The organism is Campylobacter concisus ATCC 51562, assembly GCF_000466745.1.
GTDB lineage: Bacteria > Campylobacterota > Campylobacteria > Campylobacterales > Campylobacteraceae > Campylobacter_A > Campylobacter_A concisus_B.
Genome location: NZ_ANNI01000005.1, coordinates 1 through 25,381 on the forward strand (window position 1 = coordinate 1; position 25,381 = coordinate 25,381).

Below are 25,381 nucleotides of genomic sequence, written 5' to 3' on the forward strand. Positions count from 1 at the left end.
AGATTTTATTGCTGTAATTTGCTTATTAATTCTGTGTGTTTCTTAATATGGTGGCGGGTAGAGAGAGATTTGAAAAATCAATTCTTACTACATAATAGACGCCATTTTAAAAATATTAGTCAGCCAAAAGGTCAGTAAAAAAGATATTTTCTTTTTAAATTTGGTGTATTTTTGAAGAATTATACCATTTTATTTTCGTCCGTTTTTGTTGGCTTGTCTTTCTCTTGATTTTTGCCCTCTGCTTTTTTTGCCAAGTCCAGTTCTTTCACTAGAGTGCGTCCTTCTTCCACTACTATCTCGATTTAACCGCCCATTACTTGTTGTATATCCAAAGCCAGTGCTGTGATCATTCCAGCCTCTTGTTTTTTGCCCATAACTATCTCTTTGTGAATTCCTTTTTGCTTCAGCTTTTTCTACTGCTTTTTGTTTTTCGATAGCCGTTTTTGCAGCAGCAAGAGCAGCGGCTACTTTTGAAGCAAGCCCATAGTCTATTTTAGCCCCACCAAAACCAACCAAACCCATTGCCTCTACCATGTTGCCTGCTGGAGTATTTGAAAAGCTAAAATTTCCATTCTTATCAACTGACACTCCAAGTCCATTACCGCCATTTCTCATTATTGATGCAAGCTTTGTGGCAGTGTGTGCCCACTCATTTGAGCCAGTATATGTGTTTTCTCTGGCTGTTGTGTCGGTGCTAGTGTGACCACTCTCTGATGCCCCAACTGGTGCGATATTAAAGGCGTTCAAATCAAAAGCTACTACTTTATCAAGCAGTGATTTTGTTATTTGTTGCGTCGCACTAAATGCCACATCTGATAGTGTTGTGTCAAAACCAGCATTTTGTAGCGATGTGCGAGTGTTTATCTCGTAGTTTAGCCTGCCTAGGCTATCCATGCGCATATTTGTCATTAGCGAGCTTTGCGACCTTATGCTGTCTAGTTTATTACGTGCAAAATTTTGCATTGCTGCTCTTGCTGGATCAAGGCTAGTCAGCGTTTTTGTGCCAGGTCTGCCGTGTAGCGCATCATCAAATGTTTGTTCCATTTTGTATCCATACAATTGTTTGCCAACTCTTACACCAGTTATATTGCCGTTGTAGTCAGTTTGTCCTATCACTGCATCAGGTATACCAAACCAACCACTAAACTTATCTTGCATAAACTCGCCAAAGCTCATAGGGCGATCGTAAAAAGCGGTGTTACCTACTACTGCATTTAGATCACCACCAAAACCAAAGCTATTATCAAGCCCTACTGCCATCTCAAAAACTTCGGTCACAAGAGCATTGATTAGCCCAGCTATCGGAGCTATACCAAGCGGGGATATGGTCGTGCCAAGTGCTGAAAGCGTGTTTTGGATAGCGGCCGAGGTTAGCATGCTTTTCATATTTTGATACATTGCTTCGGCTACATTCACGGCGTTAAAACGTCCGTTTACGATACCGTCATATAACATACCAGCCAAAGCTTGACCTACTACTCCACCATACATTTTGCCGACGTCCTCAGCTAGATTTTCAGCATAGCTATCATTTCTTAGCTCACTTACGAACTCTTTTAGGCTTGTGTAGTCGCCTCTTTGCAAACTAGCAAAGCCGTTGCCGTCTATTCTGCCAAAGCGGTTATCTCTGTTTGAGTTTTTAGGAGTAGAGAATTTTATTTTAGATACTGCTTCTACGCCGTCCAAGAGTAAATTTATACTCGTATCATAGTCGGGTTGATTTATGGCGATTATCATAGGCATTAGCACGTATTCGACAAAATCCTCATTTAGCCCAACTATTGCGCCACTTAAGTTGCCAGCTTGTGCAATAAAAAAGCTCCTTAGATCAGGAGAAGGCGTGTTAAAAGCAGAATAGCCAAGACTACCTGCTTGATAAAAATCAAACTGGCCACCAGCCATAAATTCATAGTCGTCGCCAGTATCCGAGTTTGTTAAATTTAGTATATCGCTTAAGCCGATCATTTCTTTGTCATTGTGAAGTTTTTGTTTTCATCGATCGTAATATCATTTTTTATCAAAGCATGCACCATATTAAATAGATATTTTGTCATATCAGACGGCACTATCATTCCGCCAGCTTGATTTTCTGCGATAAAGTTTCCAAGCACTGACATTGATTTGATTATCCTATTGTCGATTACTTGCCTATCTACTGCGCGCTGCTGGCTCTCTGCTAGTGCTTGCTCTTTTGCTAGTTTTGCTATTTGAGCACGCAAAAGGTTGTTCTGCTCTTTTAAATTTTCTAGTTTATCCGCCGCTTGAGCCTCTAGCTCGTCATTTTTTAGTTTAGTATTCCTTGTTTGCTCTTTTATGCCCTCAATGTTTGCATCCATTGCAGCCGCTTGCTTTTCAAGGTTTTTTAATGATAGCTCAAAGCTCAAATCCTGCTGTGTTAGCTCCAGCCCAGTTTGCATTGCCGTAATGGTAAATTGCGTTGTAATTAGTGGCAGCATTTGAGAAAGCACGTTTATTCTGTGCTGGTTTGGTATTTCGTATTTCTCAAAACAATCATCAAGATATTTTAGTGTTTCTTGATATGGTGTATCGGCTCCAATGCTTAATTTTAATAATTCTTTCGTTCTTTCTAAATATGCGTTTTTAAAGTCCATTGTCTTTTCTCTCCAGTCTAGTTACTTTCATTCTTTGTAAATTTAGGTCTGTTTTTATGTCACCTATGGCCGTTTTTAGCCCATTTGTTTCTATTGCACCAACTCTTGAACTAAGCGAGTTAATAGCGTTGTTTAAATCACCTGATAAGCTTCTTAGCGCCATATCTTCACTTTCTAGGTTACTGATCTTATTCGTAATTATTTGTAGTTGTGCTTTTATTTCATCGATCTCAGCGCCTAAATTTCTTTCAGCCATTACACACTCCTCGCTCTATTCTCCCAGCCGCTTTTATAAATATAATATGCCGGTTTTGCTTTTACTAAATTTCTATAATAGGTGATCTCTGCTCTATCAAAATCAACGTCAAAGGCTCGCTCGTCGTAGTTATTTAATGCTTTAAGAGTCAGAGTACCCATAATACCATCCACCACCACACCTAAAAGCCTTTGTAAAACCCTGACTGCTGGCACTGTATCTACGTTTACACCAAAAACAAAGAGTTCACACGCTTTTAATTTACTATCTACCTCGTCAAGCCTCATTTTGTCCCAAAATTCTTTTTTATAAAATATTTTTACTTTTTCAATTAATGCATCATCATTAAAAAGTGCGACGCTAGCCTTTTCAAGATCGCCGTATGCGTTGATAGCTTCTCTAACTTGCCCCCAGCCTTGCCAGTTTGGGTGGGCGTCTTCATAAATACCCATAAATGTTAAGCCTTTCTCGTTTGGGTTTTTGTGTAGGGCGTTTTTAGGGCTATTAAATTCTAGGCTCATTAATGTATAAAATGCGTTAGTAAAGTTTTTCATTTTTTTATCCTTTAAAAATTTAAATCTTTAGGCGGCTTAGGCGAGAAGTCATCATAATCGCCAAAACTACTAATCTTTTTATCTATTACTTTATCAACCACAGCGCGTATCCACGCTGTTCCACGCCAAGAAAAAAAGCCGCCGACTGCAAGACTAAAGCGATCATTATTATTTGTAAAAAATGATGCTATTTCAAAAAATATCCAGCAAATAAAGCCTGAGCTAATAGTATCAACTATAAAATTTACTACTTTACGCTCTCTATTTATAGTTTGTTCTTTGTTGTTTATAGATCCTAGCGCTCCACCTAGAAGGCCGACAACTACAACCCAAAAATAAATACCTAATTTGCTGACAAGATCCTCCATTATCCGCTCTTTTTTTAAAATTTATATGTAAAAATATACATTATTAGGACGGATAATATTATTTCTACTACAACCATCTTATTTAGCCAAAATTTCTTAGTACTTTTTATGATCGCTTCCATTTACACATCCTTATATTATTTTTGTCCATCCCTTTTTCTTTCGTATTCTTTTATAGCTTCTAAGTTTTTTACGCACTTCTCATAACCACTATAAACATCTATTAATAACACTCCAGCATCACTTTGATTTGTTACATTTCTATCTGCGATGATAGGTGCTTCAAGCAAGTGGTTGGGTATCTTGTCATACTTATTTGCTACTTCCTTGCTTACGCAGCCCATCAAGCACATAAGATACGCTAAGGTTAAGAGCGTTAGACATATCCTTTTTATCTTCATTTAGCACCCTTTCTTTAACTTTATTTGCTTTTATCTCTATTACTTGTCTTTGTTTGCTAGCTTTTTCTATAACATCAAGCTTAAGAGAGATGAGCCTATCTTGCTCGTTTATCTCATCTTTTAGATTTTGGTTCATCTCATCACTAGACTTTAGCCTCTCCTTTGTGACACTTAGCTCATTGTCTAAGCTTTGATACCTATACCCAAGAAATAGGGTAGTTAGTAGCAAGAAGCCACTAAGATATAAACTAGGGCTTAGCATTATTACTCCCTCGCACCCTTTTAAATGGATTAATACCCCATACACTTTTTAAAAATGTCTTGTCGTCTGGCTGCATAAACGTATCTTTGTTGTATTCGTTCATCTCTGCCACGTCGAGCAATTTCCAGCCGACATAGATACGACAATAAAAGCCACTTAAAAAGCCTTTGTATCGTATCGTTTTGAAAAGTCCAAAACGAGTGCGACCATCTTTAAGTTTGCAAGTAACTTTACAAAAAGCACTTATCACCCCACCATTACTTGTTACTCTTGGGTTACCTTGAGTGATTACGCTTGATGGCTCTATCTCGCTCACTTTTACGCCGTTTATTCTACTTGAAAAGTAGCCGATACGATTTCTATATAGCCACCTAAGACGTGCAAAATACGTCCTATTTTTGCCATTTGGGTAGTGCTCTTTACGCCAACCACTATCGCCATTTATCGCAGAGTTTTCGCCGTCGTATAGATCGCTAGCGTCCTCAAAGTATCGCGCCCACTTTGGCAAATGCTCACTATTTTTATCGCAAAATAGTAGAGCGATAGGTACTATTAAATAGCCAAGTATCTCGAGCGGTAGCTCAACGGCCATAATGGCTAGGAGTTGCAAAAGCTCTTTAAATTTAAGCATTACTCATCCTTTTTGTCTTTTGGTTTTTCTTGCTCTTTTGCTTTATAGTTAGGGCTTTTAGGACATCCCTCCCAAGTGCAATTCCCATCTTTAAGCTTGCTCGCACACACTTCACATCTTTTTACTCTTGCTCTCATTTCTTATCCTTTTTATTTGGTCTAGTTTTCACAATATCCGTAAATTCATCGCCGCTCAAATACCAGAATGGCTTCTTGCCATCTTCGTACTGAAACCTGCTAAAGTCATCTGGATGCGTTGCCAGATGACTAAACACTCTTAAAATGTTTGTCATATTGCTATTGTCCCAGCCCTCGCATTTTCTAGCACGTAGAAAGATCACGACAGGGCATAGCAAAACACCTACAATTAGCGACAATACGCAGATTATTATGTAACTCACTTTAGCCCCTCTCTTTGAATTATTAATTCCTTATATTCATTTCGCAAGCTCTCCAGTGCAGCAGTGTTCCCGATAAACAATGCGTGCCTAATATGATTCTCGCACTCACTTATATCAGCTTCAATTTCTGCCAGCTGTTTAGCTTTTTCGTCTACCTTTGGCTCTTTGTTTAGCCCCTTTTCTTGTCCTAGTTCGGTTATGGTCACGACATTATTGTCGTTACCATAATAAGTTTTGCCTCGCTCGTCTTTGATTTGCTCCCACTTGCCATTAGTAAAAATATTTGCGTAACCAGCTTTTGGCTCAGTTGGTGCGATCTGCGTTGCGTTTGGTGGCATTAGATAGATTGTTTCGCCCTTGCTACTTGCTAGTGGATCTATCTGTGCTTCTGCCTCGTATAAATATTCGTTATTTTTGGTGTCATAGATATAAATTTTCATAAGTTGCTCCTAGTATTTTATTAACACGACTACCGCCATATTGTAGGGGCGTGTTTCATTGCCACCAGTGATACCTGATTTTAGATAGCTATTTTGCCCAACAAAGCCACCCGTCCCACCATTATTTGATTGCCCTACACCTGGCTGCTGACCGATGCCATGTGAGTGAGCTTTAAATTCGTCTTGTTGTGCTACACCAAGAGCGGCTGCGTTACCGCCAGTGCCACGCATGAATTTTCCATCACTAAAGTTTGGCAATAAGAATTTATCGCCACTTTTTCCATATGTGTATCCGATCACTTCAAAAAGCGCGGAGTATGTATTTTTGTCAAGTGCTGAGCCGTCACAACGTAAAAAGCCGTTTGGGATATTTGAGTTTGAACTGTATAAAAGGTAGCTTCCGACTGGTATAGCTTTTTGTAGCTCAGTTTTTAGAGCAAATTTGTTATCGCTTTCTTGTTTGGTGTATGTGTCTATTTTTGGAAGCTGACTATTTGGGACTTTACCACTATTATCTAATGTAGCCAGCCCATTAGCCACTCCTTTTAAGTTACTTGCTATTTTATCCTTTAGACTATTTGAAAGGCTATTTAGTCCGCTATTTAAAGAGGTCTCTAGTGTACTTATGCTTTGAGATAAAGTATTATACTTGCTTGTGCTTTCAATTTTTAGCTCGAAGACATCACTGCTCTTACCATTAAGTGTGGTGGCATTTATATCAGGTAGTAGCTCTGATTTTATCTTGCCATTTTCTAGTGAAACATAATTGTTTTTCTCACTAGCATCTAATTTTGCTACAAGCAAGCTATCAATTTTTACGCTTGAATAAGTTGTTGTTACGCTTGCACTAGTGTCGTTTATTAGTCCGTTTGTGCTTATTTTTTCAAGGGATTTTTTTAGCTCAAGCAGTGTTGTTTTTAAAGCATCTAATTCAGTAAATTTATTTTGAGAATTAGCCAATGTTTCAAGCGCTGTTTGAGCCTTTTGCTCTATTGGCTTGATTATTTCTAAAATAGATTTTGCATCAGCTAATAGATCACTTGTTTTATTAATTTTTTCTACATTGCTGGCGATAAATGCAAAATTGCTTAGTGCAGTATTATTTTTACTATCGAAATCTGCCTTTTTCTCATCAAAATCTGCCTTATCATTTCTAAAAGTGCTAAGATTGGTGTCAAAATTTTGTTTTTTCTCGTCAAAATCTGTTTTTTTAGAGATAAGCTCTGTGTTTATGTTTTCAACCGCCACTTTAACATCTTGTAGCGTCACTATTTGTTGTTTTGTTAGAGTATTTGCGTCTTTTATTTCGCTTATATTTATTTGGCTTATTGCTGTTTCTAGCTCAGTTATTTGAGAGAGCAAGAATTTTAATGCTTCTAGTGTTCTATTGCCAAGCTTTAATTCCTCTATCGTTACCATTGTTTAGCCCTTATAGTTTCTTTAGTCTTTTTTAGTTTTTCAGCTAGTTCTGTAAAAAAACGCAAAAGGTCTATCTTGCTTAAATCTCTTGCGTTTTCCAAAACTCTTATAAATTCATAGTCTGTCATAATCGCTCATCTCGTTTGCGTTGTAGTCTGCTATCGCTTCAAGTGTTAGCGTGCGAAAATAAGTGTCTTTGTTGATCAAAAAAGCCACATAGTTGATTACTGCATAGCTCAAAGCTTCGTCTATTTGTAAATGCTCTTTTGGATCACTAAAATTTGGTACGTCTGGCACGCAAATGAAAGTTTGTTTATCAATATTCCTATAAGGCCTTTCTTCGCCCCCAAAATGCCTTAGTAAAATAGTAGGTACACACTTATCACAGCAAAAAAGCATAGCCTCTAAGAATAGTGAGCCAAGAATATCATCAGCAGGGAGCTTAACCCCTGCTGTCGTTTTAAAGCTCAAATGTTTTTTGGCTTCAGTGCAAAGCATTGTTATGCCTTTAAGCCAACGCCTATTGCAAATGCATCTGCGTTTCTTACTTCTAGGCAGCTTTCAGTGTAGTATCTCTTTTGGATAGCTGTTTTTGAAGTAGTCACGTCTTTTAACTCAGTTGGCACTAATAGGCCATTTTTCATATAGTCAAAATCTCCTGCGATGATACAATCTCCCAAGCCGTATTTAGGGCTTAAGAAGCGGTGAAGTCTAAAATTTACCCTGCCAAAGTCAGTGTCTAGACTAACAACGCTAGAGTTGATATTTTTCTCATTACCAAATTGGCGAGTAGCTATTTTATTGATGGCCGGTTTTAAATCAGCACCGATAAACACATCTTTTGGAGTTGTGCCTGCATCCCAAATGTTTTGAAGTAGTTGTGACAGCACGGTTTCAGTTAGTGCTGCTGGAGTGCCTTTCCAGTCACCTGAGCTATCAAATGCTACAACGTTACCACGCTTGCCACTTGCAAATGCAGCCGCACCTTTAGCTAAGAAATAAAATAGTCCTGCCATTTCGCCAGCTGTTGCATCCGTTCTAACAGTCGGTGCTTTAAACACACTCTTTTTAGCATCAGCGTCACGACCAAGACCAAAAAGAGCGTATTCCATATCTAGCTTATGCTCTTTTGCTCTTTTGGCTGTCTCACGCTCTAGCTCTTTACCGCCATAAGTAGCCACTGCTTGCATACTTCTTGACACACTCACGTTTGAAGTGAAAATTTGCACTGCGTTTGAAGTCTTTTGCATACTTGATTTGATCTGATCATCAAAGTCAGAAATCTCTAGCTGTGCGTTTTTCTTTGGGGCAGCTAAGCTGTCAGTTAGCCAAGAGTGCTCTATACCTTTAACACTTGAAGTGCCAATTAGTTTAAGTATAGGCGTCTCGTCAGCACCTATTAAAATTATGTTTTCGTAGACTGAGGGTTTTAAGCCTTCACGTTTTGTAGCTGGGGCTTGAAACCCAGTTGTAGTTATTGCCATTTCTTTGCTCCTTTTATGCAATTTAATGGCAATTTATCATTTGTAGCTGTGCCAAATCTACCCAATTTTGGCAAAAAAAGAATAAATTTTATTTAATTATTCTTAGAGTTTTTAGTAGATATATAACTATTTTTAGTTACTTGGCTAGTTTTATTTTTTAGTTAGCCTACTTACTGCTTTAGCTTTTACTCCGTCGCTTATATCTTTATTTAGTAGCACTTTCTTAACTAAGCCCACTTTGTCTCCACTCATATCTATCGCATCAAGTAGCTTAAGCTTTGGGTTTTCAAACTTCATAGGCTCTTTTAAGTTTCTATCAGAATAAAAGGTTATAATGTTGTCAAGGCTGCCACTTGGGCTTAACCCCTTTTTCGTGGCTGGGCGAAGGTCATTAGTAATTGAGGACACGTCTTGGCTTTTGCCAAGCGGTAACCCTCTCCCTTCGCCATTTTTATTACTAACTACTAGCTTAAACCTGACACCTTTATCATCTTCCCACTCATAAATACGAGCATTTTTCTTATTTACAAATGGCTCTTTGTGTTCTTTAATAAAATTACGCACATTTTCACCCAAATTTAGCAATTCCTCTTTCGTAACAAAACCAGCCTTATTTTCATCATCTAAGTGCCTGATGCTTATATGCTTCGCTCCTTTACCAATATTGCCTCGTTCGTATTTGATAGCATCATTTATGTTGTCTAAGTCTTGCTTTATTTGTATAGCGTTCTTACCATTATATGTGACATTATAGATGCCTCTTTTTTCTTGTTTAGCAAGTTTATCCACTCCTGCATTATCAACTATCTTTTTTATCTCTTCGCTTGGCTTTTTAGATATACCTAGTATCTTATTATAAAGCTCAGGACTTACCCTTTTTACCCCCTCAGCTGTTATCCTTGATCCAAACAATGCATATATAAAACCCTTTGCAAACTCTTCAGGGCTTACATTGCCATTTTCATCAGCACCATTTGCTGTGCCACCAATTAAGCCACTTGCTATGTGTGGGCTTGCGTTTATTGTTCTACCACCTTTTGGATTAGATAGGCTTCCGAATTCTCGCTCAAAGTCTTCCATGTCAGCATAATCACTGGTTTTTTTATACTCATAGCCAAGTGCATCACTGCTTTCAAGATCAGATTTTAGTTTATTAAAAGTAGCCTCGTCCATCTTTCCAGCTCTTATCTTCGCAACGTCAGCTTTTGTAGTTAAAAAATCTGCTTTATAATTTTTCTCGTACCCTGCTGGCGTTAATTTATATTCCCAGCCACCAACTCCGTCGTTGCTCTCAATATTTCTATCAGCTATTCTATTTCTGCCATATTTTGCATTTTTAGCCAATATATTTTCTCTATCACTTAAAAACTTATCCACATCATATTCATTTAAAAGCTTTTTAAACTCTTCTTGCGTTTGTTTTGGTATAATGCTTTCATCAGAGCTAGAGAATGTGCTTTTTGCACCAGCCGTCGGTCCAACCTGATTAACATCAGCACGTTGGAGTGTAGGGTATGGCGTCCCTACCTTTAGCTCTTTCTCATTAACTTTTCTTAGTCTATCCATCTCATTTTTATTTGTGCTTTTTGATAAGTGTCCTACAAGCCCACTTTCTTTTACTATGCCAAGCTTCCCTACGCTCCCGTCTTCTAAGACCTTAGCTATTAAAGCTATATCTGGACGGTTGTTTTTAAAAAAGTGAGTTGGGTTATTTTTTATCTCTTTTAGCAGCCTATACACATCGCTTGGCTTTTTAAAAAGTTCAGGGTGCTTATTTTGTAAAATAAATAAATTTGCACTAAGCTCGTTATTATTTATTTCTGATAGTTCCCTCACCCAGTCATCCACGCTAATTTTTACATTTAAATCACTCTTTGGCGCTGGGCTTTCTTTTGTGATGAAATTATCCCCTTTTGTTTCTACGTTTTGAGCCTCTTCTCTTAACGCCTTTACCTCGTTTTTAAAAGCTTCTAATAGTTTAGTTGAGTTCTCTGGCACATCTTTTATCTCTATCTTTTCAAGATTATTAATGACACTTTTTAGATCGCCTGCCTTATTAATTGCATTTCTTATATGATTTTTTAAAGCTGCATCATTTCCAAGAACTGGCAGTAGCGACTTTAACCTTTCAATGGCTAAATTTCTCTTCATTGTCTTAAGTGCCCCAGTTACTGAATGCCCTATGCCTTGTTGTAGTTCTTTAGCCTTTGGATTTATGGCTGTTAGTTTTTCAAGTAGTGCTGAAGTGTTATTTAGTATAGGAGCTTTTTTATTTAGCTCGCTCATGATCTCTACCGCTCTTTTACTCTCAAACGGAGCATCTTTTAAAGCAGCACTTACTTTAGAAAAATCAGTTATGCCATCTTTGCTAAATTTCTCTATAACGCCACGTATTAGGTTGGTTTCTAAGGCTTCTTGCTCACTACTGCTTAGCCTAGATGTAAGCGCTTTAAAATCAAGCCCATTTTCAGCATTTAGAGCTTTTAAAAGCGAGTTTGTTATATCGCCACTACTCTTTAGCTCACCCATTACATCATGGTAAATTTTAGAGTTTTGAAGCTCTTTAAAAAGAGCATATTCGCTCCTTGCTTGCTTTAGCACATCTTTTGCTTTTTGGCTAAGAGCTGGGTTATTAAAGGCTTGCTCAGCGACATTGTCTATTGCATTATCTACTGCTTCTATCATCTTGCCAAGTGTTTTTTTAGTGCCTGCTGTGATAGCATCAGGAGCAGTTAGCCTTGCCATATCAGCACTTAGCACGTTTCTTACTTCGTTAAGCCCTTTAAAGCCTTTGGTGTTTCCTAATAGTTCCAATGTGCTATCTCTATACCCTGCTGGCAGTCTTAGCGCCTGAGTACCAAGTTCATGCTTCGCTTGTAGTAAATTTGCGCTTGCTTCTTTGCCTGCAAAGGCATCGTCAAGAGCGTTTATCACCTCGCCAAAGTTATCTTTTGTGCGTTTTTCGTATCCGCTTAAAATGTCAGCGGTCTTTTTCTTATCTACCATATTTAAAAGGGTATTTTTTGCGTCTGCGTTTAAGTCACTTGACATTTTATAGATTTTTGAAAAGCTCTTAGGGTCATTTGCTACTGTGTTAGCGATTATCTCAGCCCCCTTTGCGTCATTGCCAAGAGCGGTTAAAAGCAAATCCATCTCTTGCTCTTTTATCTTGTCGCCTTTTATTATATCTCTTGTAGCTTTTTGTGCTGGAGCGAGAATTTTTTCATTTACGTAGTTGATGCCCTTTTGCACCTTCTCATTGCCAACATTTGGTAAAGTGTAAGTCTTATCATCATTTAGTAGAGCTTTATACATATCTTCATCAAGAGCTTCTTTGGATAAATTTTGAGCTACCGCGACATTTGCTTCGCCACCTAGCTTATCCGCCATTGCTTTTTGTGCTCCACCGATATTGTCATTTACTACATATCTAAAGATTGGTTTTACTATTGAATAATCACTAGCCTTGCTAACTCCTTTTTTAAGTGCTTCTTTTACTGCTGGAGATGCCATTGTTGCAAGCGGGCCTGAGATCAAAGCGTCATCGCTTGCTCCACGCAAAGCGTGTTTTAAATAATCATCGCCATTTATCGTCTCATCGCCAAGTATTCTTTTATCGGCCATTAAGTCCATAGCCGCTCCAGCTCCACTTGCTCCAGCTGTTGCTAATGCTGTGCTTATAGCTTTTTGTGCTGTGCTTAGTTTTTTGGTTGGCAAAAGGGCTGAAGCTACACTTATCGCACCCATAGGCACGCCCATTTCATTTAGATATGTTGAAAGACTATCACCGATACCAGGCTCATCTACTGGGATAAATTTATCCCCTTTTTGAAGATAATATTTTCCGTTTGCTTCCCTCACATCATCATAATTATTCTTTTTAGCCCAGTTGTAGAGCAAATTTTCAGTTCTATCCTTTACCGCTTTTTCTTTGTCTTCATAACCTGCCATTTGAGATAAAATATTTCTATCATCACCTGCATGTTTTGCTCTTGCTAACGCTTCAGTAGCCTTTTTCTTTTCTAAATCTTCACCACTTGCTCCATCGTAATGGTAATAATCAAGCATTCCCCCAATCTCTTTGCCAACACCTTTTATGACATTTATTGGGGAGATTTGATCCGCAAATTCGCCAACTTTGTCATACCACGTCTTTTCCTTTGGCGTAGCATCTACTGCCTTACTCATATCAGGGGCAGGCGGCGCATAAGTTGGTGCGCTATTTGCTGCTGGTTGTGCGCCTAATAAATTATCAGGTATCTCGACCTCTTTCATGCCACTAGGTATTTTTACCCAGTTGCCGCCTATTTGCATTTCACTTTTATTTTCAGGTATTTTTATCCAAGCCATTTTTATTTTCCTATCTAAAACTTATGCCAAGTGCGTCAGCATCTACATAGTTTTTTTGTGTATTGTTTCTCTCGCTCTTCAAACTTCGCCCCTCTTGTGGCGTTTGCGGTGTTTGTGGTTTGCTTTTATCTATTCTTCTGCCATCGGCGTCAAATTCTCTAAAATTAGAGTCAAAAAAACCATTATTAAAATAATATTTATATTTTTGTGCCGCTGCTTTTTCAATATCCTCTGTGTCTATCCCACTATCTTTTAACGCTTGTATCTTGTTTGTGATCTGTGATAGCAGCCTATTTATTGAGCTATCACTCTTTACTCTATAACTTGTATCAGTCCAAGAGTTAGTGCTTGGCAAGACCTCCATTAAGTCTTGATATTGTTGGTTTGATATTTTCCCTGAGCCCACCAAATCTTTTGCCGCTTGCCTTATAAATCCTAAATCGTTTTTAAATTTTTCCGTTTTTGGGTCTTGCATATTAAACACTTTAGCTACAGAGTGACCTAAGTTTTGTATAGCCCCTTGCTCGCCACCAGTAAAGTTATTTTTTAAATTTACTAATTGATCGAGCAGGCTAAAATTCCCTGCTATCTCGTCTCTCTCTTTTTGTGTTGGTTGTTTTTTCTTTATTGCAATATTTGCATTTAGCCCTGCGTTATCGCCAAGCAAGGCACTTATCCCATTTTTTGGATTATTGATATTTAAAATCGCCTTTTTGTATCTAGTTTGCACTTGAGGGCTTTGATCTTTTATGCTCTCAGGCAAAGTAAATCCTGCTGCGTCAAAGGCTAAATTGGTTTCTAAACTATCACTATTTAGCCCATTATTATATTTTTGCATGTCAAAATTAAGTCTATTTGCGTTTGTATTTGCATTTTGCAAAGCAACATTTGCCATTAGATGGTTATAGATGGCATCATTTTGGTATTTATTTGCTTTTAGCCCTAGCTCTTGCCCTTTTAGCCCAAGCTCGTCACGCTTTAACCCTTGAGTTATAGCGTTATTGTTTGCCGTTTCAGTTTCGGTTGACATATTGTGACGTATGTTTTCGTTTAGCCTATCTATATTATTTTGCTCGTTTGCTAAATTTGATCTATTCTCCTCTGCTAGCCTTTGTTTTGTGAAGTTATTTCTTACGCTGTCTTGGTAAATATCCCATAACGCTCTACCAGTTGCGCCCACTGCGTCTATTGTGTTGGTGTTGTAGTTAAAATCTACTTTATTTGGGTTAAAATACGGCATTTTCGCTCCTTTTTGTGAGGCTTAGATTAGTAAGCCTCGTCCTCTTGTTGTTTATGAAAATTTGACGCGTTCCAAGCATTTACTAAATTTTGATTTGCTTGATTTTCTCTTTGTAGCTGTCTTTGAGAAAGCATCTTGTTAAAATCGTAAGCATCTTTATTTAGATTAAATGCTTTTTTTGCCATTTTGCTTTGGTTATAAGCACTCCATAATGCGCCACCAGTTCCCAAGGCTGTAAGCCAGTTAGGTGTGCCACCTACGCCGTTTTTATCTCCACCACTTGAACCGCCAAGCCAGCTAAAAATATTTCCAAGTACGCCATTTTCAGTTTCTGCCATTTTATGCTCCTTATAATCCTGCTAATTTCAAAAGCTCTGCGCCATATTCCACATCGCTCACATTTTCGCCTTTTTTGGCTCTATCAAACGCCGATAGCTCACTGCTTGCATTTGAGCCGCTTAAAATTTCGTCTGGCTTCTCTTTGCTTTTTGCTACATTGATCATTCCCATTGCGACTGCTTTCCAACCAACGTAGTTTTCGCCTAGTAGATCACTCATGCCGTGAGCTTTTGCAAACTCTGCTAGATCATCAGGGCGTATTGTTGGATAATCCTTTTTAAACTCTGCTAGATTTTTATCAAAGACTGCTTGGCGTCTAGCTTCCTCTGCTTGCGCTGCTTGAGCTTGCGAGATTTGATCCATTTGAGCTTTTAGCGCGTCAAGATTTCCAAGCCCTAAGCTATCAAGCAAGGCTTGTTTTTCGGGTTCAAGTTGTGGTTTTGTCTCCCGCGCTGATTGCTCTTTTGCTGCTAGCGCCTCGGCCATTGCTTGCTTGATCGCTTCAATATTTAGCTCCTCTTTTTTTGGCTCTTCTGACACTGCCACTGGCTCAGTCTTTGCTTCCTCTGCTGGTTGTTCTACCACTTCGTTTGTTTCAGGCTCTGCCTGCTCGTTCCCATTTACTATGGCTGTTAGCTCGTTTAGTGCTTCTTGCTCTGTCATTTATTACTCCTCTTTGTAATTTTCAAAAAAACTTAAAAGGTTTTCGAGAGTTTTTATGTTCTCAATCGCCCTTAACCTCATTTCATCGCTGTTTTTATCATTTTGGCTAGCGGTAACACTTGCCGCATAAAGCCCTAATAGATATTCTGAAAAAGCCCTAAACGCTTGGCATTGCGTCAGCTGGTAAAGCTCCTGCTTCTGCGATAGGCTCTGCCACGCTTGGCAAAATAGCCTGTGGCTTAAGTTGTTTAGCAAGCTCACTCTCCTTTCCAATAAAATTCTCTGGGTCTTTTATCCCATACAGAGGCAGAAGCTCGAGTAAGATTTTCTCGTTTGCCTCTTTCATTCTATTTGCACCCTCGCCGTCTTGAAGTTGCAAGCACATACCAAATTGAGCCGCTATTACTTGGCTAGCATCCATTAGGCTTTTCTTTTGCACCTCTTTGTTTAGCGCTCCTATACCAGTATTTAGATTGATATTAAAACTTGGCACTTCACCACGGTTAAACCCTGCAAAAAACAATGGGTCGCCGTATTTCCAAACTAAGAATGCAAGACGTTCAAATATAGGCTCAAAAAAGGTCTCATTGTACGTTCTTATGTAGCCTTGAAGCCTGACGCTACCCTCGTTTGCCATAATTGACGCCATTGTTGCCGTCTCTTGCCTAGTTGTAGGTGCTCCGTTTTGTTGAGGGCTAACACCGCTTACCTCGCTCATCTCTTGCTCGATCACTTGTATTGTTGCCATTGAAGCGTTGATGTCGCCAGGTGGCACGATCTTGATGTCAGCTGGGCTATCGGTGAATATTGCACCGCTTGGACGCTCTAAATCAGCTCTTGATATGCTAGTGCTACGATTAAAGATGATTTTTGGCATTGCTTGGTTTCTTGTCACATCTGTAATTGAGTTTCTAATAGCGTTTAGCTCATCTTGTAACGGCAAAAGTGAAGCAAGTGCAGGCTCCCCATACGCACAAACAAAAGTTTGGTCTATATTTCTTCTTGTTTGCGGTAGCATATAGCCAAAAACAAAAGGCTGTCCGTCTTTTAGTTCTACTTTGTCCCTTAGTAGCTCTCTATTGTAAAGCGTGCTAACGCTCCATTTATCATCGTCTAGCTCATAAATTTCATTTAGGCAAATTCTCTCGTAAGGTCTGTTCTCGCTTAGATCAATTTGTCTAAAAGTTTTATTCTTAATTAGCTTTTTGATGTCGTTTGTCGTGAGATAAATTCTATGCACGATATAGCGGATGTCATCCGTGTTTTGTGCATCAGGGTCAAAATAGATGTCATTTATATCCACTTCCTCTATCTTTGCCTCATCTTTTGCCCAAAACACTTTTACCACCGAGCTTGCCGAAAAGGCAGATTTTAAAAAAATCGGTGCAAAAACTTTGTATAGATTGATCTTGTCGCAGTAAAAATTTAGTGCCTCTTGCCACTTGTCAATCACATCATGCGTTGAGTTTATATAAGGCTCTAGCTTTGCGAATGTGTCATTATTAAAATATGTTTCGGTTAAGCCGTCATATATTCTTTTGGCTTTTGAGTTTAGCTTTGGTATGTAGTTTTTACTTTTGTTTCGCTCTTTTAGGCTATGATACTGCTCACTTTCAAGCACCAATAAATACGCATCATTTAGCTTGTCAAAAAAAGGTTTGTACTCCGCATAGCCATTGTATGCTGTTTGCACTAGCTCCTCGAGATAGCTTACTCTTTCATCGTTCATCATTTTCGTGTCCTAATCTGTAAATTGTTCTTGTGCTGACGTTCGCTAGCTCTGCCACCCTTTTTTTGCTAAGCCCTTTTTGTTTTAGAGCCGTTGCAAGTTTTACCCTTGCTTGCTTTGTAGGGATAAATTTTGCTCCCTTAAGCCACTCGCAAATCATCACACAAAAACAAAGACGCAAAGCCTCATCATCAAGCGTTGCCACCTTTCTGACCAGCTCCACATCAATACGCTCAAAAATATACTCGATTTGTTTTGCCAAATCTACCCAATTTTGGCACTCTTTCACCATGCGCCTCCGTCATCGTAGTTGATCGTGTTGATTTTTGCTGGCAATGGATCAAAAAACGTCAAAGCCAATGCATCGGCGAGGTCAGGGCTGAAGCCAAACTCTTTTTTGATATTTTCTTTTGGCAAGAGCAAATAACGCTCTTTTTTGTCATAATAAAAACTAATAGTACTAAGCTGTTTTTTGAGCTTGTCGTTTGGCACGATACTAAGCAACCTAAATTTCTCTTTGAGTGTGAAATAAGCCTCTGCTCTCTTGTTGGCATAAAGCTTTTCGTTTGTAGCTTTGTATGAAAATTTTGCCTCTCTGACTATACCACGCAAGCCAAAATCCACTAGAGTATCAAACACACCAGCACCAACACCCACGCTATCGATAAAAATAGCGTCTGGCTTATCCTCACTTCTCTCATATATGCCAAAAATCTCCCTTGCTAAAGCTGTCACACTATCAAGCCGAAAAGTATAAAAGTTTGTGACGCCGTATCCTTGCCTAATACAAAGCACGCTTTCGTCATCACCCTCACGTGCCACATCTAGCCCCCAAACAATATTCGCCTTTTCGTTTGACATCTGCGTACTAAATGCGTTTTCAATGAGCGCAAGGTTAAATAGCACATTTGAGGTAGTATCTAAAAACTCGCCGTATATCTCTTGGCGCACTACGTCGCTATCTATACCGCCAAGCTCTGCCACCATTTCGTCTATTTGTTCTTTTTTTAATAGTGGGTTATTGAAACTTGATATTTGATAATTTTTCCAGTCTTTATCTCCGCTCATCCCACGTTTAGCAAGGTCATAAAAGCGGTTCTTGCCTTTTGGCACGCCACCTATAAATGCTCTTGATTTTGGATTATCTAGTAGCATTGCTCTTATGGCGTTATCCCAAAGATAGGCGTCCTTTAGGATTATGCCAGCTTCGTTTAGGATCACTATATCGTAGCCAAAGCCCTCAATGTTTTCTGGGCGTTCTGCGCTTCTCATATCAAGGTAGCCCTCGCCGATGCTTAGCTTTTTATCTTGAGCGTGAAATTTATATAACTCTTTTGGTAGGGCTTTCAATTCAGGCAAAAAATAGCGTTCATAATATCTTTGTAGGTTTGACGTGATAGTATCTACCCAAAGCACCTTTTTGCCCTCTAAAAGCCACTCAATCGTAGCGTTTGCGATGCCCTTGGTAAATCCTACACGGCGCCCTTTCTCTATTGTAGTGAAGCGTGCACTATTCTCAAAAAAGACTTCTTTTTGCCACGGCGTATAGGTTAGGCTTAAATTTATATCGCTCACCCTGCCACCTTTTCAAATATCGCCTCAATAAAGAGCCAAACACAGATCACGCTTGCGATAGCCATACTTACGACTACACAAAAGACAATATCTGCCCAAGTGATTTTATTCACCCTTTAGCTCCTTTCTCTCAATGATTATTTTTTGCTCGCTTTGTACGTTTGCATTATTAATCTGTGTTGCAGCAACTCTTTGATTAACCCCAAGCGTTAAACTAGCCTTATCAATCATATCTTGTAGTGTTTTATAGTCGTTTGCATTAAGCTCCACTGGTTCAAAATTTTGTACTCCATCACCCACACCAACTTTTTCAAATTTAGTATTTTTATCTAGCATATCCATCACTCGATTAAGATTTTTTTGCGTAGCATTAAATATTAATCCGCGGTTATATGCTTCATCTTTAGCAGTGCTCAAAATACTGCTCATTTCTATTTCTGATTTTTGAGTTTGTGCCGATAACAGCGTTATTTGAGCTTCAACTAAATGCTCATTTTTTGGCGTTAATCCTTTGAGTAAATTAGCCACAGTGCCATTTGATACGCTATGTTTTTTTGCTAGCTCCCTTTGTGAAAATTTACCTGTATGAAAGTCGGCCAAAATTTTTTCTTTTATCACCTCTGTTATCTTCGCCATTAATAAATCCTAAACTCGCCCTCTATTACTCCAAGGGCTATTTTTCTCTCTAGCAGTTTTCGTTTCAGCTTGAAAACGTCCGTTTGCATTCCCTTTACGTCCTCAATGATGCGTGTGCCATCTTTAAGACGATAAGTAAAATCTGCTATGTATCTGATCTCACGCACGGTTCTAAAACCTTGCTTGGTTGTTTCATCTGATATTGTGTAGCTAGGCATTAACACAAACGGCACTTGTCGGTTTAGTTCGCTTATCTCGCCTACTCGTTGTAAGGTTTCTAGCTCTTTATTTCTACGCCACTCTTTGGCACTATCAAAGCCTTTAGTCCTTCGGTTGTGGTATTTGTTCCTAACAATCGCCGAAACGTTGCCAATTTTCATCTGCTACCTCCTCGTATTTTTCTATACTCTCGTGTTTGTGAGCGTGACACCATTGATGACACTCTCTACAAACGGCTATTTGCTTGCTGTCGTCCTTATCTGCTCCAAATCTGCCATATCTTACGTGGTGGCACTCTATGCTTTGTTGCTTCTCGCATATTTGGCAAAGTGGATATGCTTCAAGTAGTCTTAGTTGGTAGGCTCTATTTTCGCTTCTTGCCAATCTCAAAATAGCCCCCTTGATCCGCTCTTATAAATCATATAATCAATCTTCGCTTGTTCATTATTATTATTTAACCTTGCTTGTTTCAGACTGTACCCCTTAAAAGCTTCATCGCCATACTCTACTAGGTCGTCTATGTATGGCAAAATGTCGCTATTTTCACTTGAGAAAAATATAAAAGGTTCTCGCACTAGTCTAATTAGCTTTAAGAAGTCGCGTAGCCCCCAAAAGCATTTATAGCCTGCTTTATTTGTTTGTAAATATGGTGGGTCTAAAACCAATACAACATCTTTATTTTCAAATTCTTTTATCAGCTCCATTGCTTCTTTGTGGGCTATCTCAACGCCTTTTAAATAACTATTTTTTTGATATAAAGGCATTTTTGGGCTGGTTGCAAAAAATGTTTTCTCTTTTTTAAATTCATCTTTATTATGAGCATATTTGGCACTAAAAAGAAGGTTTGAGCTGAGCGTTAGCCAGTCGATAAAATATCCTCTCTTTATATACTCATCTATGATTTTTATAATTTTTTCTCTATCCTCCTCACTTACTTTTTCATTCTTTTTATATTTTTTTGTGATAGGCTCTATTGTCTGTAAAATCTCGTTTGTTGTCTCTATATTTGCCAGCCTCTCGCTGTAATTATCGTAGTCGTTATAAATTACCCTTGCATTAGGATAAATTTGTTTTATATTGTGACTAAGTAGTCCAGAGCCACCAAAGGCGTCGATAAAAATTCCATTTCGGTATGCTCTAAACTCGTCTTTTATAAGCTCTCTAAATTGCTTAATAAAGTTTCTTTTTTGTCCTTGAAATGGCAAAGGGGCAGCGTTAAATGTATTCATCAAAATAGCCCCTTTGTGTCATCGTCCTTGTGCTTCTCGTTCCACTTTCTCATTATTTCAAGCACTCCGCTTGCATCCTTACGGCTTATTTCGAAGCTATCAAGTATCTTTTTGTTTTCGTCTGCTACCTTTGCGATTATGCTAGCTCCGCTTTCGGCTATTGTGATATATATGGCTTTTATCTGCTCTCCAAGTAACGTTCAAATATCTTTTTGCCTATCTCGTAATCAACTTCGTTTCTTATGGCTTGACGTTTGTTTTTTATCTTAAATTCGTCTAAGCTAAAATCTTTAAAGTCTGCATTTTTTACGTGCTTTATCACTCTAAAGGATGGAGTATTTATCCCATCAAGTGCAAAACTACTCCAAAAATAATGCCTACCTATCTCAGTGGTCGGCTTTATGAGTGGCTCGTAATATGGCAATACATTCTCAACTACAAAAGCCTTTTTGCAAAACGTCTTAAGATAAGATATAAGCTCATAAAGCCTAAAATCTGGCAAAACTCTCGTTGCCTCATTGCGTGAGTTATTACAAAAATTTAGCCTGCTGTGACTTTGGCACGGAGGGCTAGCCCATATAAAATCAAAATCTAAGTAATTTGTAGCAGCATAGTCCCAAGCGTCGCCTACTATCACATTGTCGTTTGGATAGCGTTTTGCATAAGCTTTAGCTATTTCAGGATCAAACTCAACGGCTGTTACTTCTATGCTTATGCCTTTTTCTTTTGCTATGTCGTCCCAAAACTTGCGATTACCACCAAGTCCTGCAAAAAGGTTAAGTATTTTCATTACGCGCCGATCCTTTTTATCACACCCGCCACTATCGACTTAATGGGCGATTTTTGCGCCGTTAGGGCTTTAAATTTAGCCACGCCCATAAACTTGCCGTCGTTATCTCCGCCGATAAAATATACCGGCTCGTTTCCGCCTACGCCGTTAAAGCCATTATTCGCCTCGCTCTCACCGATTAGATAATCGGGACAAATTTGCGGGGTTTTCGCGTAAATCTTATAAAGCTTGGCAAAGTCCCACTTTTTAAAATTCTCCCAGTCTTGCCCTTCTAGGTTGCAAACCTTTACCCAGCCACCCCTAGCACGCACTACTGACATTATCGCTCCGTCTTTAAAGCACACGCTACGATAAGGTCCGTAGCGTCTTATCGCGTAAGCTAACTCGTCTAACGCTTTTTGCGCTTTGTCGCCCTCGTCTCCGTTGAGCGCTTCTAAAATTTCCGCCGATGTAGGCATCGTAGGATATTTTCGCGTTTGTCTGACTAGTTTTAGTGCCGCGGCTAATTCGCTCGCCTCATAACCCATTAGGTCCTCAAAATAAAGTGCAATCACGGCTTTGCTTAAATTTGCTCCGTAATACTCCACTGTTGGCATAAATACGCCGTAAAATTCTTGTATCGTCATTGAAAATCTCCTACTAAGTCACTTCGCCCATTTTTTATCATTTCTTTAGCTAGCTCCTTAAATGCCGCCATTGTGTTTAGCGTGCCTTGTTTTAGTCCGTGAGGGTTATCATCGCTTACTCCTTGCGTGCCACTAGTCGCCTTTACGCCGTAACTAGGCTTTGGCTTAAACACCCCTTGCCACTCATTACGCATCGCTTCTCTTAGGCACTCATTGACGTCTATACCATCGTTCGCCCACTTAGCCCACTCGCTAAATTTCATCTCGATACCCTTTTGTGTCAATTTTTCCCTGCGCTCTTTCTTGTAGGCTAGGTATTGCTCCCAAAGTGCAGGGTCGAGAAAATCAGGCAAACTCGGTTTAGGGGGTAAGGGGGTATTGTTAAAAGCTTGTAATTTTAAGGCTTGTAATTGATTATTGCTTGTATTATTCATTCGCGCGCATACATTATATGGCGGACGTTGGATTTCCCGTTCGCGGACGTTGGATTTTCCGTCGGCGACCTGATTTTCTCCGTCGGCGGACGTTGGATTTCCCGTTCGCGGACGAGCTGCGTTTTCTAGGGCTACGATCTTAATTTTTCGATTAGTTACTACCGCGCCGAATTTTTGCAATTCAACCTCGATGTAACCTAGATTTTTTAATTTTGTTACACCAGAGCTAGCCCAATCTTTAGACTTGCCCAATTTCTCGCCTAAATACTCGTTAGACGCGTAACAATAGCCCTCTTTTGCTGACAAGGAGGATATTAAGATCAACAGCCTAAGCTCGTTTTGTATCCTTTCATCAAATAGCCAAGAGTTAAAACAAACGGCATACCCATTTTGTAAATTATCGCTCATCTTAGCCCTTTCCAAATTTCAATAAATGTGTCAAGTATTATGATCGCACAAAGAGCCATCGTAAAATACAAGGGATTATCCATTACGCTATCCTTTCGGTGGGTTTTAGTATCGATGTGCTGCACCCGCTTATTGCGTCTTTTTTTGATCCGATCTCTATCAGGAAGCCGCGCGCTATTAGCTCATTAACACGGCCGCAAACGCTATTTATTGCTACGTTATACCAACGCGCTATTTCTTGTCTTGTCGCACCCTCTTTATGCTCGCAAAACATTTCATAAACGGCTCTACGTTTGCCGCTTAGCTCTGGTTTTAGTTTGTTATATGCCTCTAGGCTGTTACTCGCTACCATCAAAATGCTCCTTAAAGCTATCTTTCAGATAAGCCCTTTTAAAATTTCTAAGCGACCAAGCCAAGAAATCCATAAAAAGGACTTATATGACAGATAAAGAGATAGTTTTAGAACTCACAAAAGCTTTACTAGAAAAGCAATCGCAAGTTAACGATGTTTTTAAAAACCCTGCTACCGCAGGTAAAGTAGTAGCCAAGATTTTTAACACCATTGCTGAAAATATTAAGCCTGCACTAGACAAGCTCAAAGATCATAATTAGCTCTCATAGAGCAGTAACTAGCTAACATTTTTACCATCTTGTCTTGGTCGTCTTGAGGGAGTTTGTTAAGCTCTTTAAGCATCTTTTTAAGCGACTTTCTAAAATCTTTCTCTTTCTTTTTTTCTACTTCACTCATTTTTTGATCTCCTTAACATTTTTGTTGTTATAATCTCCCAAAGGATTATTAATGTTTGAAACACTAGATGCACTCCTTAAAGTGCTTATCCTTAATGGCTTTACTCCCTTATCCATTGCTCTTATTATTGCCTCTATTTTTTTATCAGGTGTTGTTTTTGGTGTTTTTATAAATAGACATTTTGGTACTAAACCTTTTTGGACTGAAAAAGAATTCACTTGTGTCCTAGAAGACAAAAACGGCACTAAATTTAAAGTCGATGTAAGCGTTCTTTTTAAAAATGCAAAGATAGTTCGCATCGATTGTCCTTTTTTCAAAAAAGGCAAATGCAAGGGCGACCATAAGTGCTTAATGCTAGAAAAAAGGTTGTAGTTAGCCATTTTTAGCCTCCTTTTGTTTTTTCTACCTCTAAAATATATGCATTTAGATTGTCGCCCCAAGCATAAAAGGGGTGTCCAAACTCTTGCAAAGCTGCGAACCTCACATCCCCATTGGGTTTTTTATTGTTTGATCCGCTAGCATATACATTGCAAGTCCCAGCCGACTTGTAAAATTTACCAAGCCATTTTCTAAGCTTTTTTCTATATTTTGTCTGTTTCATAACCTTATATTACTATCTGTTATATAAAATATAACTTAAGGTTATTTGATTTTTAATTATTTTAGTTATAAAATATTACGCAAAGTTATATCTTGCGAAGGTGTAGAAAATGAAAGAATTTAAAGATAAATTGTCAGATTTACTAAAAGAAAGAGGTATAAATACTATACAATTTGCCGATATTTTAGGCATTTCACAGCCTTTAGTTAGCCAGTGGTTAGCTGGAGAAAAGAAGACAAAAAAATATTTATTGCCACTGGCTAAATTTTCAGGCTATCCGATCGCTTATTGGCTAGACGATACCATAGAAAAACCGACAGAAGCCCATAAATATGCAGATAATATCTCTTCTAACAGTACCAAAACCGTGTATATCCCTTTTTATAAAGACGGGGTGGTTTCTGCAGGTCGTGGCGCCGAAAACGACGATTTTGGCGAACCTGAATTGCTGCCTTTTAACCCAAACGATTTAAAAATTATGTTTAATGTTAGCCCGCACGCAAAACTAGGCATTGTCCCTTGTTTTGGTAACTCAATGGAGCCGACTATTAAAGAAAGCGACTTGGTTGTTTTTTGTGATGATATAAACCAAATAGAGGGCGCTATTTATGTTTGCAAATATGAAAATGAAATATTTATAAAAAGAATAAAAAAACGTCCTACATTGGCGTTAATAAGTGACAATAAGGACTACGAGCCAATAATTATAGAGGAAGAGCTAAACGTCGAAATTTTAGGGCGTGTTGTTGGTTGTTATGCAATAAACTCTAAACGAATTTAAAAGTCCATTGCGAAGTATATAAAGGACTTACGTTTGAGGATTATGGGATAAAGTAGTCAGCATAGTCGGTAGCTACTCCATAAATTCAAAGAGGTTTAGATCTGAAAAAGCAGGTATCGTATCAAGTCTGTTTTTAAAAAAAGATCAATTTCAGCTCAATATAGTATATTTTTTGCTAAAATAAGT

The 25,381-nt window shown here is 38.7% G+C and carries 35 protein-coding genes; 3 read left to right on the forward strand and 32 right to left on the reverse strand.

Translation table 11 applies throughout. The features are described from left to right. Window positions 1–189: 189 nt before the first annotated feature. From ATCC51562_RS05100 to ATCC51562_RS05230, 30 genes are all read right to left on the reverse strand, one after another. Window positions 190–1,965, reverse strand: coding sequence for a hypothetical protein (locus ATCC51562_RS05100; protein ID WP_021091160.1), 1,776 nt, complete (start codon window positions 1,963–1,965; stop codon window positions 190–192). Further along, window positions 1,962–2,612 carry a hypothetical protein gene (locus ATCC51562_RS05105; protein ID WP_021091167.1) on the reverse strand — a complete coding sequence of 217 codons (651 nt, stop codon included), beginning with the start codon at window positions 2,610–2,612 and terminating at the stop codon, window positions 1,962–1,964. The genes ATCC51562_RS05100 and ATCC51562_RS05105 overlap by 4 nt, the downstream gene beginning before the upstream one ends. Next, on the reverse strand, window positions 2,602–2,868 hold the full coding sequence (locus ATCC51562_RS05110; protein ID WP_021091193.1) for a hypothetical protein: 267 nt from the start codon (window positions 2,866–2,868) through the stop codon (window positions 2,602–2,604). The genes ATCC51562_RS05105 and ATCC51562_RS05110 overlap by 11 nt, the downstream gene beginning before the upstream one ends. Next, window positions 2,868–3,422 carry a putative peptidoglycan-binding domain-containing protein gene (locus tag ATCC51562_RS05115; protein ID WP_021091172.1) on the reverse strand — a complete coding sequence of 185 codons (555 nt, stop codon included), beginning with the start codon at window positions 3,420–3,422 and terminating at the stop codon, window positions 2,868–2,870. Before ATCC51562_RS05115 ends, ATCC51562_RS05110 begins: the two co-directional genes overlap by 1 nt. 11 nt (window positions 3,423–3,433) lie before the next feature. Beyond that, window positions 3,434–3,790: a phage holin family protein gene (locus ATCC51562_RS05120; RefSeq protein ID WP_021091152.1), complete on the reverse strand. Its 357-nt coding sequence runs from the start codon at window positions 3,788–3,790 to the stop codon at window positions 3,434–3,436. Window positions 3,791–3,927: 137 nt separating this feature from the next. Continuing rightward, window positions 3,928–4,134: a hypothetical protein gene (locus ATCC51562_RS09610; protein WP_162141881.1), complete on the reverse strand. Its 207-nt coding sequence runs from the start codon at window positions 4,132–4,134 to the stop codon at window positions 3,928–3,930. Next, window positions 4,103–4,453 carry a hypothetical protein gene (locus ATCC51562_RS05125; protein ID WP_021091168.1) on the reverse strand — a complete coding sequence of 117 codons (351 nt, stop codon included), beginning with the start codon at window positions 4,451–4,453 and terminating at the stop codon, window positions 4,103–4,105. The genes ATCC51562_RS09610 and ATCC51562_RS05125 overlap by 32 nt, the downstream gene beginning before the upstream one ends. Further along, on the reverse strand, window positions 4,440–5,084 hold the full coding sequence (locus ATCC51562_RS05130) for a hypothetical protein (protein WP_021091194.1): 645 nt from the start codon (window positions 5,082–5,084) through the stop codon (window positions 4,440–4,442). Before ATCC51562_RS05130 ends, ATCC51562_RS05125 begins: the two co-directional genes overlap by 14 nt. Next, a complete protein-coding gene (locus ATCC51562_RS09710; protein WP_021091190.1) occupies window positions 5,084–5,221 on the reverse strand; it encodes a hypothetical protein in 138 nt (45 codons plus the stop codon). Before ATCC51562_RS09710 ends, ATCC51562_RS05130 begins: the two co-directional genes overlap by 1 nt. Then, the gene (locus tag ATCC51562_RS05135) at window positions 5,218–5,484 is read right to left on the reverse strand and encodes a hypothetical protein (protein ID WP_035167403.1); all 267 of its coding nucleotides are present in this window, start codon (window positions 5,482–5,484) and stop codon (window positions 5,218–5,220) included. Before ATCC51562_RS05135 ends, ATCC51562_RS09710 begins: the two co-directional genes overlap by 4 nt. Beyond that, entirely contained in the window at window positions 5,481–5,924 is a 444-nt protein-coding gene (locus tag ATCC51562_RS05140) for a hypothetical protein (RefSeq protein ID WP_021091181.1), read from the reverse strand. Before ATCC51562_RS05140 ends, ATCC51562_RS05135 begins: the two co-directional genes overlap by 4 nt. A gap of 9 nt (window positions 5,925–5,933) precedes the next feature. Next, window positions 5,934–7,343: a phage tail protein gene (locus tag ATCC51562_RS05145; RefSeq protein ID WP_021091173.1), complete on the reverse strand. Its 1,410-nt coding sequence runs from the start codon at window positions 7,341–7,343 to the stop codon at window positions 5,934–5,936. After that, window positions 7,337–7,471 (reverse strand): hypothetical protein, encoded by a 135-nt coding sequence (locus ATCC51562_RS09905; RefSeq protein ID WP_021091175.1) that lies wholly within the window; start codon window positions 7,469–7,471, stop codon window positions 7,337–7,339. Before ATCC51562_RS09905 ends, ATCC51562_RS05145 begins: the two co-directional genes overlap by 7 nt. After that, complete coding sequence (locus tag ATCC51562_RS05150; RefSeq protein ID WP_021091182.1) at window positions 7,458–7,841, reverse strand: hypothetical protein; 384 nt, start codon at window positions 7,839–7,841, stop codon at window positions 7,458–7,460. The genes ATCC51562_RS09905 and ATCC51562_RS05150 overlap by 14 nt, the downstream gene beginning before the upstream one ends. A 2-nt stretch (window positions 7,842–7,843) precedes the next feature. Continuing rightward, window positions 7,844–8,827 (reverse strand): DUF5309 family protein, encoded by a 984-nt coding sequence (locus ATCC51562_RS05155; protein ID WP_021091149.1) that lies wholly within the window; start codon window positions 8,825–8,827, stop codon window positions 7,844–7,846. A 150-nt stretch (window positions 8,828–8,977) separates the two neighbouring features. After that, window positions 8,978–13,177, reverse strand: a complete 4,200-nt coding sequence (locus ATCC51562_RS09715) for a hypothetical protein (RefSeq protein ID WP_021091192.1) — start codon at window positions 13,175–13,177, stop codon at window positions 8,978–8,980. A 10-nt stretch (window positions 13,178–13,187) separates the two neighbouring features. Further along, the gene (locus ATCC51562_RS05165) at window positions 13,188–14,417 is read right to left on the reverse strand and encodes a hypothetical protein (protein ID WP_021091184.1); all 1,230 of its coding nucleotides are present in this window, start codon (window positions 14,415–14,417) and stop codon (window positions 13,188–13,190) included. A 26-nt stretch (window positions 14,418–14,443) separates the two neighbouring features. Then, window positions 14,444–14,755 (reverse strand): hypothetical protein, encoded by a 312-nt coding sequence (locus ATCC51562_RS05170; protein ID WP_021091191.1) that lies wholly within the window; start codon window positions 14,753–14,755, stop codon window positions 14,444–14,446. Between the two features lie 10 nt (window positions 14,756–14,765). After that, window positions 14,766–15,419, reverse strand: coding sequence for a hypothetical protein (locus tag ATCC51562_RS05175; protein ID WP_021091147.1), 654 nt, complete (start codon window positions 15,417–15,419; stop codon window positions 14,766–14,768). Between the two features lie 157 nt (window positions 15,420–15,576). Further along, a complete protein-coding gene (locus ATCC51562_RS05180) occupies window positions 15,577–17,151 on the reverse strand; it encodes a phage head-tail adapter protein (RefSeq protein ID WP_200862427.1) in 1,575 nt (524 codons plus the stop codon). Further along, entirely contained in the window at window positions 17,138–17,440 is a 303-nt protein-coding gene (locus ATCC51562_RS05185) for an XRE family transcriptional regulator (protein ID WP_035167405.1), read from the reverse strand. The genes ATCC51562_RS05180 and ATCC51562_RS05185 overlap by 14 nt, the downstream gene beginning before the upstream one ends. Then, the gene (locus ATCC51562_RS05190; protein ID WP_021091164.1) at window positions 17,434–18,723 is read right to left on the reverse strand and encodes a hypothetical protein; all 1,290 of its coding nucleotides are present in this window, start codon (window positions 18,721–18,723) and stop codon (window positions 17,434–17,436) included. Before ATCC51562_RS05190 ends, ATCC51562_RS05185 begins: the two co-directional genes overlap by 7 nt. Before the next feature lie 105 nt (window positions 18,724–18,828). Beyond that, window positions 18,829–19,359 carry a hypothetical protein gene (locus tag ATCC51562_RS09425; protein WP_021091151.1) on the reverse strand — a complete coding sequence of 177 codons (531 nt, stop codon included), beginning with the start codon at window positions 19,357–19,359 and terminating at the stop codon, window positions 18,829–18,831. Then, entirely contained in the window at window positions 19,359–19,739 is a 381-nt protein-coding gene (locus tag ATCC51562_RS05200; RefSeq protein ID WP_021091170.1) for a DUF1064 domain-containing protein, read from the reverse strand. The genes ATCC51562_RS09425 and ATCC51562_RS05200 overlap by 1 nt, the downstream gene beginning before the upstream one ends. Then, window positions 19,708–19,968 (reverse strand): hypothetical protein, encoded by a 261-nt coding sequence (locus tag ATCC51562_RS05205; RefSeq protein WP_035167407.1) that lies wholly within the window; start codon window positions 19,966–19,968, stop codon window positions 19,708–19,710. Before ATCC51562_RS05205 ends, ATCC51562_RS05200 begins: the two co-directional genes overlap by 32 nt. Continuing rightward, the gene (locus ATCC51562_RS05210; protein WP_021091178.1) at window positions 19,965–20,807 is read right to left on the reverse strand and encodes a DNA adenine methylase; all 843 of its coding nucleotides are present in this window, start codon (window positions 20,805–20,807) and stop codon (window positions 19,965–19,967) included. The genes ATCC51562_RS05205 and ATCC51562_RS05210 overlap by 4 nt, the downstream gene beginning before the upstream one ends. A 178-nt stretch (window positions 20,808–20,985) precedes the next feature. After that, complete coding sequence (locus ATCC51562_RS05215; RefSeq protein WP_021091162.1) at window positions 20,986–21,597, reverse strand: DNA cytosine methyltransferase; 612 nt, start codon at window positions 21,595–21,597, stop codon at window positions 20,986–20,988. Continuing rightward, on the reverse strand, window positions 21,597–22,223 hold the full coding sequence (locus ATCC51562_RS05220) for a DUF6475 domain-containing protein (protein WP_021091189.1): 627 nt from the start codon (window positions 22,221–22,223) through the stop codon (window positions 21,597–21,599). Before ATCC51562_RS05220 ends, ATCC51562_RS05215 begins: the two co-directional genes overlap by 1 nt. After that, window positions 22,220–23,080, reverse strand: coding sequence for a helix-turn-helix domain-containing protein (locus tag ATCC51562_RS09430; RefSeq protein WP_155242247.1), 861 nt, complete (start codon window positions 23,078–23,080; stop codon window positions 22,220–22,222). The genes ATCC51562_RS05220 and ATCC51562_RS09430 overlap by 4 nt, the downstream gene beginning before the upstream one ends. 67 nt (window positions 23,081–23,147) lie before the next feature. After that, window positions 23,148–23,417, reverse strand: a complete 270-nt coding sequence (locus tag ATCC51562_RS05230) for a hypothetical protein (protein ID WP_021091185.1) — start codon at window positions 23,415–23,417, stop codon at window positions 23,148–23,150. 86 nt (window positions 23,418–23,503) lie between these two features. Between ATCC51562_RS05230 and ATCC51562_RS09615 the strand changes: the two genes are divergently transcribed. Continuing rightward, window positions 23,504–23,677 (forward strand): hypothetical protein, encoded by a 174-nt coding sequence (locus ATCC51562_RS09615; protein WP_021091148.1) that lies wholly within the window; start codon window positions 23,504–23,506, stop codon window positions 23,675–23,677. Here the strand turns inward: ATCC51562_RS09615 and ATCC51562_RS09620 are convergent. Next, the gene (locus tag ATCC51562_RS09620) at window positions 23,661–23,813 is read right to left on the reverse strand and encodes a hypothetical protein (RefSeq protein ID WP_021091155.1); all 153 of its coding nucleotides are present in this window, start codon (window positions 23,811–23,813) and stop codon (window positions 23,661–23,663) included. The genes ATCC51562_RS09615 and ATCC51562_RS09620 overlap by 17 nt on opposite strands. Window positions 23,814–23,864: 51 nt before the next feature. Between ATCC51562_RS09620 and ATCC51562_RS05235 the strand changes: the two genes are divergently transcribed. Continuing rightward, window positions 23,865–24,185 carry a hypothetical protein gene (locus ATCC51562_RS05235; RefSeq protein WP_021091150.1) on the forward strand — a complete coding sequence of 107 codons (321 nt, stop codon included), beginning with the start codon at window positions 23,865–23,867 and terminating at the stop codon, window positions 24,183–24,185. Between the two features lie 10 nt (window positions 24,186–24,195). Here the strand turns inward: ATCC51562_RS05235 and ATCC51562_RS05240 are convergent, their stop codons facing one another. Next, on the reverse strand, window positions 24,196–24,414 hold the full coding sequence (locus ATCC51562_RS05240) for a hypothetical protein (RefSeq protein ID WP_021091176.1): 219 nt from the start codon (window positions 24,412–24,414) through the stop codon (window positions 24,196–24,198). Between the two features lie 109 nt (window positions 24,415–24,523). Here ATCC51562_RS05240 and ATCC51562_RS09435 point away from each other — a divergent pair, with 109 nt between their 5' ends. Further along, on the forward strand, window positions 24,524–25,195 hold the full coding sequence (locus ATCC51562_RS09435) for an XRE family transcriptional regulator (RefSeq protein WP_021091199.1): 672 nt from the start codon (window positions 24,524–24,526) through the stop codon (window positions 25,193–25,195). The last annotated feature ends 186 nt before the right edge of the window (window positions 25,196–25,381 follow it).